Genomic DNA, 17,366 nt, shown 5'->3' with positions numbered 1-17,366 from the left:
ACGCAGACGATCGAGAGGAACAAGCCATGAGCACGACCTTCAGCAAAGAGGAAAAGGCAGCGATGCGGGCTGCCGCCGCCGAAGCCAAGGCCTCAAAGGCCGCGGCCGACCTGGAAGCGGCATGCCTTGCCGCCATCGGGGAGATGACCGGCACGGACAAGGAACTGGCCCAGACCCTGCACGAGCTGGTCCAGGAGCACACGTCCCTGGGTGCGAAGACGTGGTACGGCATGCCGGCTTACACCAATGCGGAAGGCAAGGTGGTGGTCTTCTTCCAGAGCGCCGCCAAGTTCAAGGTGCGCTATGCCACGATCGGTTTCCAGCCGGACGCGAACCTCGACGACGGCAATTTCTGGCCAAGCTCCTACGCCGTGACCAAGTTGACCGCCGACGACAAGAAGCAATTGGTTCAGTTGCTGAAGAAGGCCGTCAGCCAGGCATAGTCCGCGGGGGATACCTCCGGGCCGCTGCGGCACCACACCGCGGGTCCCGAGTGCCTGCTAGTTGCCCGGGAAGGTGGTGCCCAGGGCCGAGAGCACCCCGAAGGCCTTGGTGCGGACCTCGTCCCATTCCTCCTCGGGGGAGGAATCCGCGGTGATTGCCCCGCCCACGCCCAGGGACAGATCCCACGACCCGGCTTCGGCCTCCGGTGTCCGGCTCATCACCAGGGTGCGGATCACCACCGACAGGTCCGCGGACCCGGTGGCTGAGAAGTACCCGACGGCCCCGGAATACAGGCCGCGGGCAGCCCCGTCCTCCAGGGAATCGAGGATCGCCATGGTGGAGACCTTTGGCGCCCCGGTCATGGAGCCGGCGGGGAACGCCGCGGCGATTGCCTCGGCGCGAGGGGCTCCCGGGCGCAGCTTCGCATCGATGGTGGAGACCATCTGGTGCACCGTTGCATAGCTTTCAATGGCACAGAGCCGCGGCACCGACAGGGTGCCGGGCACCGCGAAGTGCGAGAGGTCGTTGCGCAGCAAATCCACGATCATGATGTTCTCGGCACGGTCCTTGGGGGAGGATGCCAGGTCCCGGTGAAGCCGCTGGTCGGCATCGGGCGTTTGGCCGCGCGGCCGGGTGCCCTTGATGGGTTCGGCCCGCATCCAGCCGTTGGCGCCGATGGACATGAACCGCTCGGGGGAGGTGCTGGCCGCTGCCATGTTCCCGAAGCGCAGGTAGTGGGCGAAGGGCGCGGGATTTGCCGCGCGCAGGCGCAGGTAGTTTCCCCAGGGGTCGCACGGTACGCCCGGGGCGCCCAACGCGGTGGTCAGGCAGACCTCGTAGCTGTTGCCCTGGCGGATCTGCTCCTGGGCTGCACGGACCTTGGCCAGGTAGCCGTCGCGCTCGTCGCGCACCGTGAACCCGGGGGCCGGCTCCAGTGCCGCGGGAACCGCGGGCGCCTCCACGGATCCGGGCAACACCTTCCTGACCCGGGCCTGGAATCCGGCCGGGTCGCTGGTGGCCAGCAGGTGCACGGTGGAGGTGTGGTGGTCAACGACCACGACCTGGGAGGGCCTGAGCAGGGCCGCGTCGGCCGGCCCGCCGGGAACCCGTGCCGCGGCCCGGTTGTCGCTGCCTCCGGTTTCCCGCTTGAGCTCATAGCCCAGGTAACCCAGCCAGCCGGGAAGGAAGGGCAGGCCGTTCTGGTCCGGCTGGAAGCTTCCGGCTTCCCAGGCGCGGGAGAGCCAATCGAAGAAGCCGCCGGCGAGCCGTGCGGTGGCGGTGCCCTCGGTGAGGACCCCGACCCCGCCGCGTTGTTCGTAGATGGCGCACTCGTCGGTGGTGGCTGCGGCCATGATGGAATAGCGGTTGCGTTGGTGCGGGTCCGTGAAGCCGAGGTTGCTTGATTCGAGCAGCACGGCATGTTCAGCCCCGGAATACAGCGCGGCGAAGAGCGCGGCGGCATCCGGGGCAGCATCCAGCGCCAGGTGGACCGGCTCCCGCGCCGCGGATTCGGCGCGCTCGGGCGTGAGCACGCGGTGGCAGGCCGGCAACGACAGCAGTGCCCGCAACACGTGCCCCGGGGCGCTGCCGTCGGCCCGGTTCTCCACGGTGACATCGGCCTGGTCCTGCACCGCGTCGGCGGCCAGGTAGGAATCCTCCTGGGCGGCCCAGTCGTCCCAGTGGGCGGCAAAGACCTCCCCGTCGCGTTCCAGGGCGCGGGTCTTGCGGGTGTCGTCGGGCACCCGGACCCAGAGGAGGGCATCGAGCAGGGGGCGGGCGGCTGCACAGCCGGCCCCGACGCCCTCGATGATGATGACCGGGGCGGGATTCAGTGCCGCCCGGGTTCCGGGGGTGCTCGAGCTCCAGTCCCAGGTGTCCCAGCCGGCGGCGCGGCCAGCGGCCAGGGGGGTCAGGACCTGCTCGACGTAGGCCGCGGTGCCGGCGGCCAGGCCGTCCCATCCGGGGTAGATGTCCTCGAGGTGGAAGACGGAGACCTCGCGGTGGCGGCGAAGGACGGTGGCCAGCTCCGCGGCAAGGGTGCTCTTCCCGGCGCCGGAGCGGCCGTCGATGCCAAGGACCAGGACGGGGCTAGTTGCCACGTTGGGGCATGATGTGGGCGCGCACGTAGTCGAGCACTCCCGGGATGGCGGCGTTGACCATTTGCCAGCACAGGCGGAAATCCGCCGAGTCGCCGAACCACGGATCGTAGATGCCCTGTTCCTCGAGCGGGGTCGCGGACAATGCGGTGTCGAAGGAACGCATCATGCGCAGCTCGGGTCGCGGGGCCGAGGCCTCGGTGGGCAGCAACTTCGCCAGCGCCGCGTGGTGGTCCTGGTCCATGGCCAGCAGCAGGTCCACCCCGGACAGCGAATCGGGGTCGAGGGCGCGGGCGACGTGTTCCTCGGCATCGATGCCGTGGGATTGCAGGACGGCCGCGGCCCTCGGGTCGATGCCGTGGCCTGCCTCGCCGTCGCTGGTGCCGGCGGACTCCACCGAGACGTCCGTGATCCCGGCATCCTCAAGTGCCGTGCGAAGCATGTACTCGGCCATGGGGGAGCGGCAGATGTTGCCCGTGCACACTGTCATTATCCGAAACATGGTTTTAGTCTAGGGCCCTTACGCACCTAGTGACAGGCCCAAACACGCTTCCACCCGATGGTTACCGGATTGTGCCCTTCCCCCCGTGCCTGCCGACCGTGGTGCCGTGCGGGGCGTCAGTGGATGAAGACCAGCAGGGCGGCGACGAAAATGAACAGCGTGCCAAAGGTCAGGTTCAGGATCTTTTGCCCGCGCTCGGTGGCGGTGAAGCGGCTAAAGCTCTTGGCGGAAGCGGCAAAGAACAGCCACATCACCACGATGTCCACGGCCACGATGGTGCCGATGAAGACCAGGTACTGGGGCGCCGCCGGGGCATCGAGCCGAATGAACTGCGGGGTGAAGGCCAGGAAGAACACTATGGCCTTGGGGTTGAGCAGGTTGACCCAGAGCCCGCGGCGGAACATCGAGAGGGCCGATTCGCGTCCGCGCAGGTCGATTTCCTCGCTTCCCTGCGGCTTGGCCAGGATCAGCCGAACACCCAGGTACACCAGGTAGGCGGCGCCGGCATAGCGGATGGCGGTGAAGAACAGCGGGGAGCGGGACACCAGCAGCCCCACGCCGGCGGCCACAACGATCACATGGATGAGCAGGGCGGCCTGTTGGCCCAGGATGCCCCACATGGAGCGGCGGAAACCGGAGTTCAGCGAGTTGGTCATGGTGTTGATCGCCCCGGCGCCGGGGGTGAAGCTGATCAACGTGGAAGCGCCTAGCAACGAGAGCCAAAGGGAAAGAGTCACCGGACAAGTTTAGGGGAGCGCGGGCCCCCACCTGTACCTGCCCGGCCCGGCATCCCGGCAGGTGGGACGGCCGGCGAACACTACTCCCGGGCCGGCACCCGGTGCGAGGAGGCAACCTGCGCATACCAGCGGGCCGAGGCCTTCGGGATGCGGGCCTGGGTGCCGTAGTCCACCCGCACGATCCCGAAGCGCTTGTCGTAGCCGAAGGCCCACTCGAAATTGTCCAGCAGCGACCACACCAGGTACCCGCGCACCTCGGCCCCGCGTTCCATGGCCCGGTGCACGGCCCGCAGGTGCGCATCGATGAACGCCAGCCGGTCGGCGGAGTCGTCGACAAAGCCGGAGGCATCCGGTGCATCGTCGTAGGCGGCGCCGTTCTCCGTGACGACCATGGGGATCCCGGCCGGCCCGGTGTATTGCTCCTGCAGGCGCAGCAGCAATCGTTCGAGCCCCTCGGGTTGGACCTCCCAGCCCATGGCGGTGCGCGGCAGGGGCCGGTCGATGTTCCGCACCCGTTCGCTGCCCACCGCGGGGCTCCGGCGCGGGAGCCCGCGCTCGGACGCGAACACCAGCGACTGCTCGGAGGCCGGCGGATCCTGGGGAGCGGCAACCAGCACCCCGTTGTAGTAGTTGACGCCCAACACGTCGATGGGTGCGGCAATGGTTTCCAGGTCGTTGTCCCGGATGTGCCCGGCCAGGCCGGCCCCGGCCATGTCTTCAAGGACGTCTGGGGGGTATTGGCCGCGGAAGATCGGGTCCAGGAAGACCCTGTTGAAGGAGCCGTCGATGCGCCGTGCGGCATCGACGTCCCCGGGGTTGGCCGGGTCGGCGGGATCGGCGACGGTGAAATTCAGCGTGATGCCCAGCCGGTGCTCCTTGCCCGCGACCTCCCGCATCGCTTCGGTGGCCAGTCCGTGGCCCAGCAGCAGGTGGTGCGCCGCGGCCACCGCCTCTTCCGGGTTCGTGTGCCCCGGGGCATGCTCGCCGCCGGCATGGGAGAGGAAGGAGGCGCACCAGGGCTCGTTCAGCGTGGTCCAGTCCGTGACCCGGTCCTTCAGGTGCTCGAACACCGCCAGGGCGTAGTCGGCAAAACGGTAGGCGGTGTCCCGGTTCGCCCAGCCGCCGCGCTCGCCCAGGGCCTGCGGCAAATCCCAGTGGTAGAGCGTCAGCCACGGGGAGATCCCGTGTTCCAGCAGCTCGTCGACCAGCCGCGAGTAGAAGTCCAGGCCCTTGGGGTTCAGCGCCCTGTCCCCGGGCCTGATGCGCGCCCAGGAGGTGGAGAACCTGTAGGTGTCCAGGCCCAGCTCGGCCATCAGCGCCACGTCCTGCGGCATCCGGTGGTAGTGGTCCGCGGCAACCGCACCGTCATGCCCCTCGAAGACGGCGCCGGGCAGCCGGCAAAAGGCATCCCAGATGGAGTCCTCCCGGCCGTCCTCCTGGCTCGCGCCCTCGATCTGGAAGGCGGCGGTTGCCGACCCGAAGCGGAATCCGTCGGGAAATTCCAGGGTGCGCGTGGAATCGAATCCGGCGGCCAGGGGACGGGGCGTGCCGGTGGTGGGGAGTTCGGTCATGGCGGGGACTGGTCCTCAACGATCATGAACGCACCAGCGTTCGGCCGACGGTTGCCACGAGCCTAGTGCGAATACCCGCTGCGGGCCAGCGCCGGCAGGGCAGGCCGGGACAGGCGCAGCTGCCGAGGGCCCTGTCCGTGGCGCGCTCGCCGGGACCCGGCCGGGCCAAGGCCGGCGGCTACGTGTGCTCCGCGTTGTGCCTGGCCTTGTCCACGCCGGCCGTCGCGTCGGCCATGAAGCGGGATACCAGCTTCACCTCCTGGTCGGTGTAGGTGGAGATGACCTCCATCATGCTTGCCGCCAGGGGTGCGAACATGGCCCGCCCGTCGGCCTGCGCCTTCGGTGTCATCTTGACGCGGACGACGCGTCGGTCCTTGTCGATGCGCAGGCGCTCGATGTGGCCGACGCGCTCGAGCCGGTCGAGCAGGGCGCTGGTGGCCGGCGAACTCAGTTGCAGGGTCCGGGAGAGTTCGCCCGGGGTGGGCGGGGTCCCGGCGCGTTCGAAGCGCATGATGACGGCCAGGGCATTCATGTCCGTGCGGTGGGTCTTGTGCCTGGACCCGGTGGTTTCCACGTAGCGGTCCGAGGCCTGGCCGAACTGCTGAAGCAGCAGGACGAGTTCGAAGGCGGCGGCGGGATCCATGGGAACCATTCTATGCCTCAACTTGTAATAGTTCCATGATGAAAATACTCTTTGATGGAGACGTAACTGAATGTGGATGGAAAGCCATCGGCACAACGAGGAGTTGGAACGTGGACAATCGAGTCATGGCGGTCGGGGCGGGCCCCGGCAAACCGGGAAAGAAGCCCGGTCCGGGAACGGGCAAAGCCGTCTTCCGCGCGGTGCTGGCCGTCGTGCTGGTCGCGATCTGGCTGGGCGTCGCCGGAGTGGGCGGGCCGACCTTCGGCAAGCTGGGGGATGTGCAAACCAACGACCAGGCGGCGTTCCTGCCGGCCACGGCCGAGGCGACGCGGGCCCTGGAGTGGCAAGCGAAGTTCCGCACCTCCGACGCCATCCCCGCGGTGGTGGTGATTGCCGGCGAATCGGCGATCGACCAGGACCGGATCAAGGAGGTTGCCGCCTCGCTGAAGGACCTCGGGGGCCTGGACGGCGAGATCGTCGGCCCCTTCGCTTCCGAGGACGGGCTTGCGGCACAGCTGCTGGTTCCATTGGACGGCAATGCGGAGGTCGACGCTGCGGTCGACGACCTGCGCACGGAGCTTGCCGAGCGGATTCCCGAGGGGACCCGCGCCTACGTCACCGGCCCGGCCGGATTCAGCGCCGACCTCGTGGAGGCCTTCGGGGGCATCGACGGGGTGCTGCTCGGGGTGGCGCTCGGCGCGGTCTTCCTGATCCTGCTGCTGGTCTACCGCTCCGTCCTGCTGCCGGTGACGGTGCTGTTCACGGCCGTCGCCGCACTGTGTGCCGCCATCCTCGCGGTGTACTTCATGGCCAAGGAGGGCTGGATCAGCCTCGACGGGCAAAGCCAAGGCATTCTCTCCATCCTTGTCATCGGCGCCGCAACCGACTATTCATTGCTGCTGGTGGCCAGGCACAAGGAGGCGCTGTCCAAGGGGCAGGACCGCTGGGAGGCCGTGGTGACGGCCTGGAAGCGATCCGTGGAACCCATCCTGGCTTCCGGCGGCACCGTGACAGTGGGCCTGCTGTGCCTGCTCTTCTCGGACCTGAACTCCAACAAGGCGCTGGGCCCGATTGGCGCGAGCGGCATCGTCTTTTCCATCATCGCCGCCCTGACGTTCCTGCCCGCCGCGCTGGCGCTGCTGGGCAGGAAAGCCTACTGGCCCTTCATGCCGAAGCCCGAGGTCCGGTTGGACGCCGAGGAGCTGCCCGCGGGCCTGTGGGGACGTGTCGCCGGTTTCGTCGGTCGCCACCCCCGGCCGATCTGGGTGCTTACGGCGTTGGTGCTGGCCGCCGGTGCCCTGGGCATGACCCAGCTCAAGGCCTCCGGCGTGCCGCAAAGCGAACTGGTCTTGGGCCAGACCGATTCGCGCGACGGCCAACTCGTGCTCGGGGAGCACTTCCCCGGAGGCACGGGAAGCCCGCTCTTCGCCATCGTCGACGAATCGCGCGCCGCGGACCTGTTGCCCCGGATCGAGGACGCCGGCGGGGTGGCCTCGGCCTACCTCCAGGCCGCCGACGGCGGACCCGCCCTCGTGCAGGCCGGACGCGAGCCCCAGGTGGTCGAGGGGCGGAGCCTGATCTCCATCACCCTGGACGACGCCGCGGACTCGGACGCCGCCAAGGCAACGCTGTTGGACCTGCGGGAGATGCTCCACGGGCAGGACCCGGAATCGCTGGTGGGCGGAACCACGGCGACGCTGAGCGACACCGCGACCACGGCGCAGGCCGACCTGGTCAAGATCATCCCGCTGATCCTCGGCGCCATCCTGCTCATCCTGATGCTGCTGCTGCGCTCGATCCTGGCCCCGGTGCTCCTGGTGGCGACCACCCTGCTGTCCTACGGAACCGCCATGGGGGTTTCCGCCTGGGTCTTCAACGGCATCTTCAACTTCGTCGGGGCCGACCCGTCCGTTCCGCTGTTCGGATTCGTGTTCCTGGTCGCGTTGGGCGTGGACTACAACATCTTCCTGATGACCCGGGTCCGGGAGGAATCCCTGGAGCACGGCACGCGTGCGGGCGTCCTGCGAGGCCTGGCCGTCACCGGTGGCGTCATCACCTCCGCGGGCGTGGTGCTGGCGGCCACGTTCGCCGCGCTGGGCATCATCCCCATCATGTTCCTTCTGCAGCTCGGATTCATCGTCGCCTTCGGCGTGCTGCTTGACACCCTGGTGGTCAGGTCGCTGCTGGTGCCGGCACTGGTCCATGATCTCGGCGGGAAAGTGTGGTGGCCAAGCAAGCTCGGGCGCACAAGGTAACGGATCTCTCGTTCGGCGAGGCCCCGGGTGCTGATAAGCTGGGTACTTGTAGATCGGTAAGGTGCGAGCACTCTGCTTGCAGCCCGAGGGTCTATGCGTCGACAGATTAGATTTCCCGATCCGCCGCACGCCTTGCTTCCTTTCGAGGGAGCGAACGCGGCCGGTCAATGTGCGCTTAGCGCCATCTTGGCTCTCTCTTTCTTCGGCGACCACGCGCGCCGAAACCGTCGTGCGAAGCTTTGAGAGAAAGTACCACGTGAGTCCTTCATTCACTTCCCTTGGCGTGCCCGCAATCTTCGCAGACGTCCTCGCGTCGCAGGGGATCGAGAGCGCATTCCCCATCCAGGAAGCCACCCTTCCGACCACCCTCAACGGCGGAGACGTGCTCGGCCGCGGCCAGACCGGCTCGGGCAAGACCCTGGCATTCTCCCTTCCGGTGGTCGCCCGCCTGGCCGCCAACCCCAAGCCGCGCAAGGCCCGCTTCCCGCGTGCCCTGATCATGGCACCGACCCGCGAGCTGGCCACCCAGATCGCCAAGGTTGTTGAGCCGCTGGCCAAGGCCGTGGACCTGCGCGTTGCCGTCGTCTTCGGCGGCGTCTCGCAGGTGCGACAGGAAAAGGACCTCAACGCCGGGGTCGACATCCTCATCGCCTGCCCGGGCCGCCTCGAGGACCTGCTCAAGCAGCGCGTCGCCGACCTCTCCCGCGTGGAGATCTCCGTGCTGGACGAGGCCGACCACATGGCCGACCTCGGCTTCCTGCCGGTCGTCAAGCGCATCCTGGACCAGGCCCCCCGCGGCATCCAGCACATGCTCTTCTCCGCCACCCTCGACAACGGCGTGGACAAGCTTGTCCAGCGCTACCTCGAGAACCCGACCGTGCACTCGGTGGATTCCTCCTCGGCCTCGGTGAACACCATGGAGCACCACGTGTTCCTGGTGTCCAACGACGACAAGAAGGAACTGGTCCGCACCCTGGCCTCGGGCTCCGGGCGCCGCATCATGTTCATGCGCACCAAGCACCACGCCAAGAAGATGGCCGTCTGGCTGTCCAAATGCGGCATCCCGACCGTTGACCTGCACGGCAACCTGAGCCAGAACGCCCGCGACCGCAACCTTGCCGCCTTCTCGGCCGGGGATGCCCGCGTGCTGGTGGCCACCGACGTCGCCGCCCGCGGCGTGCACGTTGACGGTGTCGAGCTTGTCGTCCACATCGACCCGCCGGCAGAGCACAAGGCCTACCTACACCGCTCGGGCCGCACCGCCCGCGCCGGTTCGGACGGCACCGTCGTCACCGTCGTCACCCCGGACCAGCAGAGCGACGTCAAGTCGCTGCTGAAGGCCGCAGGCATCAAGGTGCCGATGGTCAAGGTCACCCCGAACGCCCAGATTGTTTCCGACGTTGTCGGCGAGCGTGCCGAGCCCGTTGCCTACGTTGCCCCGCAGCTGCGCAGCACCGCCAGCGTCCGCAAGGACACCCTGAGCGACTCCGACGCAGCAGGCGGCCGGGGCCGTCGCCGCGGCGGCCGCGGCACCGCCAAGAGCGCCGGCGGGGAAGCACCGCGCAACCGCGACGAAAACCGCGGCGAGCGTCGCACTGAGAGCCGCGGCGGGAACGGCGCGGCAGGACGTGGCGGCGAACGTCGCACCGAGAACCGCACTGAGAACCGTGGCGAAGGCCGCGGCTACGCCGCTGCAGGCGGCCGTGGCGGGGAACGCCGCAACGACGGCCGCGGCGCCTCGGCCCCGCGTGGCGGCGAGCGTCGGACCGACAACCGCTCCGACCGTCGTGTCGACGTGCGCCAGGACGACCGCGACGTAGCCCGTCGCAGCCCCGTTCCGAACCGCGGTTCGGCAGCGGCACGCAACAACTCGGGCCAGCGCCAGGGTTCGGGTGCCGGCTCCCGCCCGCGCGGGGGCAACACCATTGCCGAGGCACTGGGCGCCTCCAAGGTGGAGGCCGCAACCGGTGCAGGCCGTGGACGCGGTCCGCGTCGTGCCTCGGCTCCGGCCTCGAACGGCCGCAACTTCTAGGACCATTCCGGCCACCGCTGGTGGCCAGCCTGATCCAACAACTGGGCCCGGGAATGCAACATTCGTTGCAATCCCGGGCCCACTTGGCGTTTAAGGAACGCTCGGCGACGTTCGCGGAATCATCCCTTTGGTTGAACCCGGTGCGTTCCCATCCCCGGGGAGATCATCCTTTGGATGCCCGGGCCGGGCGGGGAGAGCCAATAATCTGGTGACACGACGCCGCGGCAAGCGCCCGAATCATTTGATCGGCAGGGAAACCGCGCAGATGACCGAGACCTGACGATATTGGAGATCCACCTTGATTGAATCGCTGCAGCAGTTCACCGCCGAATTCCCGCCCGCACTGCAGTGGCTCGCCGTGATGCTGGCAGCGGCCGTCCCCTTCATCGAGTCCTACTTCGGCTCGGCGCTCGGAGTGGTCATCGGGGTCAACCCGGTGATTGCCGTGGGGGCCGCTGTCATTGGAAACGTCGCCTCGATGCTCCTGCTGGTCAACGGGGCCCACCTGGTGCGCCGAAAGGTTGCCAAGGAAAATTCCTCCCCGTCGGTGAAGTACGCCAAGCTGCGCTCGGCATTCGACAAGTACGGGATTGCCGGCGTAAGCCTGCTGGGGCAGACCATCCTGCCCAGCCAAATCACCTCGGCCGCGCTGGTGTCCTTCGGGGCCGCCAAGGAAAAGGTGATCTTCTGGCAGGTCATTTCGATCATCCTCTGGGGTACTGCCTTCGGCCTGCTTGCCTACCTCGGCGTGGACCTGGTCCTGGGTCGCTGAGCCGGTTTGCCTCGCGCCACTGCCGCACGCTACCTTGCAGGCCAGGCATCCCCGGGGTATCGATCCGCGGATGCCGGCCGGCTCACCGGCATCGGCCACGGGCGTTTCCCGCATGATCTCTGCCGGCGAACAACGTTCACAGCCAACTCCAAGTTCCCCGGGATTCCGGGGAACTTTTGTTGGATTGGGGACCAGAACCACGCCTCAACGGCAAAGTTGAGCCATTCTCGCTCAACTTTGAATTGACATCGATTTGACGGCGAGTAAACTTGAGTCCAGAACGCTCAACCGATGTGAATCGTGCTGGCGTTGGAACATTTTCCCAAGGTAATGAAGGAGCATCCCCATGTCACGTGCCGTAGGTATTGACCTCGGAACCACCAACTCCGTTGTATCCGTCCTCGAAGGTGGCGAGCCCACCGTCATCGCCAACGCCGAAGGCAACCGCACCACCCCGTCGGTTGTGGCCTTCGCCAAGAGCGGCGAGGTCCTGGTTGGCGACATCGCCAAGCGCCAGGCCGTGAACAACATCGATCGCACCATCGCCTCGGTCAAGCGCCACATGGGCACCGACTGGTCGGTCGCCATCGACGACAAGAAGTACACCGCGCAGGAAATCTCCGCACGTACGCTGATGAAGCTCAAGACCGACGCCGAGTCGTACCTGGGCGAGAAGGTCACCGACGCGGTCATCACCGTCCCGGCCTACTTCAACGACGCCGAGCGCCAGGCCACCAAGGAAGCCGGCGAGATCGCCGGCCTGAACGTCCTGCGCATCGTCAACGAGCCGACCGCAGCCGCCTTGGCCTACGGCCTGGACAAGGGCAAGGAAGACGAGCTCATCCTGGTCTTCGACCTCGGCGGCGGAACATTCGACGTCTCCCTGCTGGAAGTCGGCAAGGACGAAGACGACTTCTCCACCATCCAGGTGCGCGCCACCTCGGGTGACAACCGCCTCGGCGGCGACGACTGGGACCAGCGCGTCGTCGACTGGCTGCTGGCCCAGGCCAAGCAGAAGGGCGCAGACCTGTCCAAGGACAAGATCGCCCTGCAGCGCCTGAAGGAAGCCGCGGAGCAGGCCAAGAAGGAACTGTCCTCGGCTACCTCCACCAACATCTCCCTGCAGTACCTCTCGGTCACCGCCGACGGCCCGGTCCACTTGGACGAGCACCTTTCGCGCGCCAAGTTCCAGGAACTGACCGCCGACCTGCTCGAGCGCACCCGCAAGCCGTTCAAGGACGTCATCGCCGAAGCCGGCGTGAAGGTCTCCGAGATCGCCCACGTGATCCTCGTTGGCGGCTCGACCCGCATGCCCGCCGTTGTCGAACTGGTCAAGGAACTGGCCGGCAAGGACGCAAACAAGGGCGTGAACCCGGACGAGGTCGTCGCCGTGGGCGCCGCATTGCAGGCCGGCGTGCTGAAGGGCGAGCGCAAGGACGTGCTGCTCATCGACGTCACCCCGCTGTCCCTGGGCATCGAAACCAAGGGTGGTGTGATGACCAAGCTGATCGAGCGCAACACCGCGATCCCGACCAAGCGTTCGGAGACCTTCACCACCGCCGAGGACAACCAGCCCTCGGTTTCCATCCAGGTCTTCCAGGGCGAGCGCGAGTTCACCCGCGACAACAAGGCTCTGGGCACCTTTGAGCTGACCGGCATCGCGCCGGCCCCGCGCGGCATCCCGCAAGTCGAGGTCACCTTCGACATCGACGCCAACGGCATCGTCCACGTCTCCGCCAAGGACAAGGGCACCGGCGTCGAGCAGTCGATGACCATCACCGGCGGCACCGCGCTGTCCAAGGACGACATCGACCGCATGGTCCGCGAGGCCGAGGAGCACGCTTCCGAGGACAAGGCCCGCCGCGAGGCAGCCGAGACCCGCAACGCCGCCGAGCAGTCTGCGTACTCTGTTGACAAGCTGATCAAGGACAACGAGGACAAGCTGCCCGAGGAAGTCAAGACCGAGGTCCAGGCCGACGTCGACGCGCTGAAGGCCGCCCTGGAGAAGCAGGACAACGACGACGAGGTCAAGACCGCGTTCGAGAAGCTGCAGGCTTCGCAGACCAAGCTGGGCGAGGCCATCTACTCGCAGGCACAGTCCGAGGGCGCAGCCGCCGCTGATGCCGAGGCCCCGAACGCCGAAGAGGACATCGTCGACGCCGAGGTCATCGACGAAGACGAAAAGAAGTAAGGGGCGCATCAACCATGTCAGAGGAAAACCACGACGAGGGCATCTCCAAGGACGAGGTTACCCCCGTTGACGAGGCCCACGACTCGGGTGACGCGTTGAGCCAGGCCGAGGCCATCCTCAACGAGGCAGCAGCCGACACCGAGGCGCCGGAGGCAAACGACAAGGAAGCCGAATTGCGCGACGACCTGTTGCGCCTGCAGGCCGAGTACGTCAACTACCGCAAGCGCGTCGAGCGCGACCGTGACGTGGCACGCGATGTCGCCGTGCAGTCGGTGTTCGTCAACCTGCTGCCGGTGCTTGACGACATCGACGCGGCCCGTGCCCACGGCGACCTGACCGAGGGCCCGTTCGCCTCGATCGCCAACAAGCTCGACGCAGTGCTTGAGAGCCTCGGCCTGGAGCGCATCGCCGAGGCCGGGGTGCTCTTCGACCCGAACATCCACGAGGCGCTGATCCAGCAGCCGCACGCGGAGATCCCGGCGGACCACGTGGCCCAGGTGCTGCGCACCGGGTTCAAGAAGGGCGAGCGCATCCTTCGCGCAGCCCAGGTGATTGTTTCCCTCGGGGAATAGCCACCACCGGCAACGACTGCAGCAATGCACGAATTGCACCACCGTATGCGGCGGATCGCTTCGCTTCCCCTTGGGGGGAACCAGCGATCCGCCGCACACTTGGTGAAGCACCACCCACAGATTTCTGGTCCGCCGCGAATTTCCGGCGGGCCATCCACAGAGAATTTCACCACCAAAGGAGGCGCCTGATGGCAAGTCAGGACTGGGTCGAAAAGGATTTCTACGCCATTCTTGGCGTCTCCAAGGACGCCAGCGACGCGGATATCAAGAAGGCGTACCGGAAGCTTGCCCGCAAGCACCACCCGGACACCAACTCCGGGGATCCCGCGTCCGAGCGCAAGTTCAAGGACATCACCGAGGCGCACTCGGTGCTCTCGGATCCCGAGGACCGCCAGCAGTACGACGCCATCCGTGCCATGGGCTCCGGGGCGCGCTTCAGCGCCGGCGGCCAAGGCGGGGCACCGGGCAACGGCGGATTCGAGGATGTCTTCTCCAACCTCTTCGGTGGCGGCGGAGGCGGAGGAAGCCGGCGCGGCGGCCAGGTGCCGCCGGAATTCGCCGACCTCTTTGGCGGCGGGGGCGGCTTCGGGGGCTTCGGCCAGCAGGCGCCGCGCAAGGGCGCGGACCGCACCGCAAGCACCACCATTTCCTTCGCCGGTTCCATAAAGGGAACCACCATCGGCCTGCGCGAGGCCAACGGCGAAGTCATCGACGTGCGGATCCCCGCGGGGATCAAGGACGGGCAGTCGGTGCGCGTGCGCGGCAAGGGATCGCCCGGTTCCGCCGGCGCCGGTGACCTGATCGTCAAGGTCACCGTCAGCCCGCACCCGGTCTTCATCCGTGAAGACAACAACATCCGCATCCATGTCCCGGTCACCTTCGACGAGGCCGCACTGGGCGGACAGATCGAGGTGCCGACACTGACCGGGGAAAGCGTCAAGATGAAGGTCCCCGCGGGATCGGCAACCGGGCGCACGCTGCGGCTCAAGGGCCGCGGCGTCAAGACCTCCAAGGCCACCGGCGACCTGCTGGTCACCCTGGACGTGGTGGTCCCGCAGAACCTCTCCAAGGAAGCCAAGGCGGCCGTCGAGGCCTTCGCCGAGGCAACCAAGGGCGAGAACCCGCGCGAGTCCCTGGTCGCCCGCGCAAAACTCTAAACACCTCAGGGCCCCGCGCCGCTTGACCGGCGACGCGGGGCCCTTGGCCCCACCGGGATATTGGCTACGGTGGATGAAACCGGATGAAAGGCAGGGATCATGGGCAATGACCGACTAAGGCCGATCTTCGTCATTTCAGTTGCAGCCGAATTGGCCGACATGCACCCCCAGACGCTGCGCCAATACGACCGCCTCGGCCTGGTTTCCCCCTCCCGCCAGGGCGGCAAGCAACGCAGGTACTCCGAGCACGACGTGGAATTGCTCCGCGAGATCCAGCGCCTGTCCAAGGACGGGGTCTCGCTGGAAGGCATCAGGCGCATCATGGCCCTGGAAAACCAGGTCGCCGCCCTGCGCATGCGGATCGGCGAACTGAGCAACGAGGTCTTCGCCCTGCGCAGCGCCCACCAGGCCGCGGGCCTGGGACGCGTCTTTGCCGCCGGGAGCACCGGGGACGTGGTCTCCCTGGCCCGCGGGCAGCGCCCGCGCGGCCGCAGCCAGGCCGTGGTCGTGTGGAAGCCGCGCGGCAAGTAGCCGCCGCACCGGGACGCCCCCTATGCCACCGACCGAGGACTATGCCCGTCTCTCCGCCGCGGCCCAGCGCCGCTTCGAGGCGTTGTGCAAGATCCGCGGACGGCTGCGCACCTCCCACCGCCAGGCCCTCGACGGGACAGCCCATGCGCTGCGCCCCGGAGCCATGGACCCGGCCATTCCCGCACGCCACCTGCTGTACCTTGATTTGTCCGGCCGCGAGCCGCTGGCCGCGGTTGCCGTGGGCGAGCTGGACACCGCCACGCACGTGACCTTCCAGCTTTCCGGAACCGGCATCAGGGCGCGCAACGCGTTGTGGGGCAGCGTCCGGGAAGCCGGGCAGCTCTACCTGGAACAACTAAAGGTCGGGATCGCCGAACCCGCGGTGGTCGCGTGGCTGGGATACCCCGCCCCCAACTTGGCCAGCGCCCTGCTGGACAATGCCGCCCGGCGGGGCCTGCATCGGCTCGGGCAAGACCTGGGCACCTTTGCCCGCTTGAGGCCCGACGCCCCGCACCTGGCACTCGAAGCCCACTCCTACGCAGCCACGCTTGCCGCCCAGGTTCTTGACCCGGCATCCGGGTACGCGGTCCACGCCCAGGCGCTGGCCACCATCGGTTCGGCCGGGATTCCCCGGCACCTGTCCCGCAGCCCGGGGCGGCTGAACGTGCCGCCACACAACGTCTACGAGGCCATCGCCCCGGGCGACCGACTGGCGTGGTTAGGCCGCGCGCTCTCGGGCCGCAAGATGCTTTCCGGCCACGAGTTCAGCGTCGGTGCCATCCCGGAACTGGGACTGCATGCCGCCACCGGCCACAACACCTCCCAGCACCTGCCGGGGAATCCGGCCTCGCCCCGAGGCTACCGGGACCCCGACACGCTGTCCCTGCGCAACCTGGCGTTGATCACCACCGGGCAGCAACCGCTGGCTTAAGCACGGCGGGCGGTGCCGGACCGAAACCCGACACCGCCCACAGCAACACCGACCGGCTACGGCGCCTTGCGGTAGGCCAGGTCGAAGATCATCCGGCCGGCCTTGAGCGCCTTGCCCTCGAAGCTGGTCAACGTGCGGCCCTCGAAGCGGGGAGCCCAGCCCCCGCGCTCGTCGATGAATGCGGGATCCTTCTCGTCCTTTTCCAGGCCCAGGCGGCGCACCTTGGTGAGGTTGCTGTCCTCGCCGGCCAGCTCGCCGGGGTGCAGGCTGGTGAACGCGTCGGCCGCGTCAAAGACCTCGCGCATTTGCTCGGCGTAGTTGGACCAGTCGGTGGCAAGGCGGACCACGCCGCCGGGGACCAGCACGCGCTCAAGCTTCTTCACGAACGAATCCTTGATCAGGCGGCGCTTGTGGTGGCGGATCTTGTGCCACGGGTCGGAGAAGAAGATCCAGACCTCGTCGGCTGAGGCCGCCGGAAGCATCGAGTCCAGGACCTCCGGCGCATTGGCCTGGACCGCGCGCACGTTGGTCAGCTCGTTGTTTTCCACCCGCACCATGAGCGCTGCCAATCCGGGGCGGTACACCTCGACGGCCAGGAAGTCCTTGTCGCGGTGCTCGCTGGCGGCAAAGGCCATGGCTTCGCCCAGGCCCGAGCCGATCTCCACGATCAGCGGGGCCTTGCGGCCGTAGATGGCTTCCTGGTCGAACTGGTAGCCCTCGGCCACGGAGGTGTCTGCCTGCTCGCGCGGCGGCTCGATGATGTACTTTTGGGCGGTGCGTTCCCAGGCGTCGGCACGGCGGCCCTGCAGGCGGTTGCCGCGGCGGACAAACGAGACGGGTTCGGTTCGGTAAAAGGCGAGGTCTTCGACGGCGCGGCCGCTGACCGGCATCTTGCGCTCTGGGGGAATGCTCATGGGCTTAAGGGTAGCGAA

Annotated in this window: 15 protein-coding genes; 9 read left to right on the top strand and 6 right to left on the bottom strand. The window is 67.6% G+C overall.

Translation table 11 applies throughout. From position 1 onward, the window contains the following. Positions 1-26: 26 nt before the first annotated feature. On the top strand, positions 27-443 hold the full coding sequence (locus FPY90_RS09070) for a hypothetical protein (RefSeq protein ID WP_498685117.1): 417 nt from the start codon (positions 27-29) through the stop codon (positions 441-443). 57 nt (positions 444-500) lie between these two features. On the opposite strand, the gene FPY90_RS09065 is transcribed toward FPY90_RS09070, so the two are convergent. The 5 genes from FPY90_RS09065 to FPY90_RS09045 all read right to left on the bottom strand — a co-directional run bounded on the left by FPY90_RS09065 (position 501) and on the right by FPY90_RS09045 (position 5,993). Beyond that, the gene (locus FPY90_RS09065; protein WP_498685116.1) at positions 501-2,543 is read right to left on the bottom strand and encodes a chorismate-binding protein; all 2,043 of its coding nucleotides are present in this window, start codon (positions 2,541-2,543) and stop codon (positions 501-503) included. After that, the gene (locus tag FPY90_RS09060; RefSeq protein ID WP_498685113.1) at positions 2,533-3,030 is read right to left on the bottom strand and encodes a low molecular weight protein-tyrosine-phosphatase; all 498 of its coding nucleotides are present in this window, start codon (positions 3,028-3,030) and stop codon (positions 2,533-2,535) included. The genes FPY90_RS09065 and FPY90_RS09060 overlap by 11 nt, the downstream gene beginning before the upstream one ends. Before the next feature lie 128 nt (positions 3,031-3,158). Next, positions 3,159-3,779 (bottom strand): LysE family transporter, encoded by a 621-nt coding sequence (locus tag FPY90_RS09055; protein ID WP_071212715.1) that lies wholly within the window; start codon positions 3,777-3,779, stop codon positions 3,159-3,161. Positions 3,780-3,859: 80 nt separating this feature from the next. After that, complete coding sequence (locus tag FPY90_RS09050) at positions 3,860-5,350, bottom strand: glycoside hydrolase family 1 protein (protein ID WP_498685111.1); 1,491 nt, start codon at positions 5,348-5,350, stop codon at positions 3,860-3,862. 178 nt (positions 5,351-5,528) lie between these two features. Continuing rightward, entirely contained in the window at positions 5,529-5,993 is a 465-nt protein-coding gene (locus FPY90_RS09045; protein WP_498685110.1) for a MarR family winged helix-turn-helix transcriptional regulator, read from the bottom strand. Positions 5,994-6,118: 125 nt separating this feature from the next. Between FPY90_RS09045 and FPY90_RS09040 the strand changes: the two genes are divergently transcribed. From FPY90_RS09040 to FPY90_RS09005, 8 genes are all read left to right on the top strand, one after another. Continuing rightward, positions 6,119-8,248: an MMPL family transporter gene (locus tag FPY90_RS09040; protein ID WP_498685558.1), complete on the top strand. Its 2,130-nt coding sequence runs from the start codon at positions 6,119-6,121 to the stop codon at positions 8,246-8,248. Positions 8,249-8,504: 256 nt separating this feature from the next. After that, positions 8,505-10,280: a DEAD/DEAH box helicase gene (locus FPY90_RS09035; RefSeq protein ID WP_498685108.1), complete on the top strand. Its 1,776-nt coding sequence runs from the start codon at positions 8,505-8,507 to the stop codon at positions 10,278-10,280. 298 nt (positions 10,281-10,578) lie between these two features. Further along, the gene (locus FPY90_RS09030) at positions 10,579-11,052 is read left to right on the top strand and encodes a hypothetical protein (RefSeq protein WP_071212718.1); all 474 of its coding nucleotides are present in this window, start codon (positions 10,579-10,581) and stop codon (positions 11,050-11,052) included. 346 nt (positions 11,053-11,398) lie between these two features. Then, positions 11,399-13,243 carry a molecular chaperone DnaK gene (gene dnaK, locus FPY90_RS09025; protein ID WP_071212719.1) on the top strand — a complete coding sequence of 615 codons (1,845 nt, stop codon included), beginning with the start codon at positions 11,399-11,401 and terminating at the stop codon, positions 13,241-13,243. A gap of 14 nt (positions 13,244-13,257) precedes the next feature. Beyond that, positions 13,258-13,815 carry a nucleotide exchange factor GrpE gene (locus FPY90_RS09020; RefSeq protein WP_071212720.1) on the top strand — a complete coding sequence of 186 codons (558 nt, stop codon included), beginning with the start codon at positions 13,258-13,260 and terminating at the stop codon, positions 13,813-13,815. Between the two features lie 188 nt (positions 13,816-14,003). After that, positions 14,004-14,972 carry a DnaJ C-terminal domain-containing protein gene (locus tag FPY90_RS09015; protein ID WP_071212721.1) on the top strand — a complete coding sequence of 323 codons (969 nt, stop codon included), beginning with the start codon at positions 14,004-14,006 and terminating at the stop codon, positions 14,970-14,972. A gap of 99 nt (positions 14,973-15,071) precedes the next feature. After that, positions 15,072-15,503: a heat shock protein transcriptional repressor HspR gene (locus FPY90_RS09010; protein WP_071212722.1), complete on the top strand. Its 432-nt coding sequence runs from the start codon at positions 15,072-15,074 to the stop codon at positions 15,501-15,503. A gap of 22 nt (positions 15,504-15,525) precedes the next feature. Next, a complete protein-coding gene (locus FPY90_RS09005; protein WP_071212723.1) occupies positions 15,526-16,434 on the top strand; it encodes an alpha/beta hydrolase in 909 nt (302 codons plus the stop codon). Positions 16,435-16,490: 56 nt separating this feature from the next. On the opposite strand, the gene trmB is transcribed toward FPY90_RS09005, so the two are convergent. After that, on the bottom strand, positions 16,491-17,348 hold the full coding sequence (gene trmB, locus FPY90_RS09000) for a tRNA (guanosine(46)-N7)-methyltransferase TrmB (protein WP_071212724.1): 858 nt from the start codon (positions 17,346-17,348) through the stop codon (positions 16,491-16,493). Between the last annotated feature and the right edge of the window lie 18 nt (positions 17,349-17,366).

It is taken from the genome of Arthrobacter sp. C2, assembly GCA_024207135.1.
Taxonomy (GTDB): domain Bacteria; phylum Actinomycetota; class Actinomycetes; order Actinomycetales; family Micrococcaceae; genus Paeniglutamicibacter.
This window is presented reverse-complemented; position numbering and strand designations above follow the sequence as displayed.

Excerpts from the sequence above, each read along its gene's own strand:
- FPY90_RS09070 (WP_498685117.1), top strand. The coding sequence starts at position 27 with ATGAGCACGACCTTCAGCAAAGAGGAAAAGGCAGCGATGCGGGCTGCC.
- FPY90_RS09015 (WP_071212721.1), top strand. The coding sequence starts at position 14,004 with ATGGCAAGTCAGGACTGGGTCGAAAAGGATTTCTACGCCATTCTTGGC.
- FPY90_RS09010 (WP_071212722.1), top strand. The coding sequence starts at position 15,072 with ATGGGCAATGACCGACTAAGGCCGATCTTCGTCATTTCAGTTGCAGCC.
- FPY90_RS09060 (WP_498685113.1), bottom strand. The coding sequence starts at position 3,030 with ATGACAGTGTGCACGGGCAACATCTGCCGCTCCCCCATGGCCGAGTAC.
- FPY90_RS09020 (WP_071212720.1), top strand. The coding sequence starts at position 13,258 with ATGTCAGAGGAAAACCACGACGAGGGCATCTCCAAGGACGAGGTTACC.
- dnaK (WP_071212719.1), top strand. The coding sequence starts at position 11,399 with ATGTCACGTGCCGTAGGTATTGACCTCGGAACCACCAACTCCGTTGTA.
- FPY90_RS09050 (WP_498685111.1), bottom strand. The coding sequence starts at position 5,350 with ATGACCGAACTCCCCACCACCGGCACGCCCCGTCCCCTGGCCGCCGGA.
- trmB (WP_071212724.1), bottom strand. The coding sequence starts at position 17,348 with ATGAGCATTCCCCCAGAGCGCAAGATGCCGGTCAGCGGCCGCGCCGTC.
- FPY90_RS09005 (WP_071212723.1), top strand. The coding sequence starts at position 15,526 with ATGCCACCGACCGAGGACTATGCCCGTCTCTCCGCCGCGGCCCAGCGC.
- FPY90_RS09045 (WP_498685110.1), bottom strand. The coding sequence starts at position 5,993 with ATGGATCCCGCCGCCGCCTTCGAACTCGTCCTGCTGCTTCAGCAGTTC.
- FPY90_RS09040 (WP_498685558.1), top strand. The coding sequence starts at position 6,119 with ATGGCGGTCGGGGCGGGCCCCGGCAAACCGGGAAAGAAGCCCGGTCCG.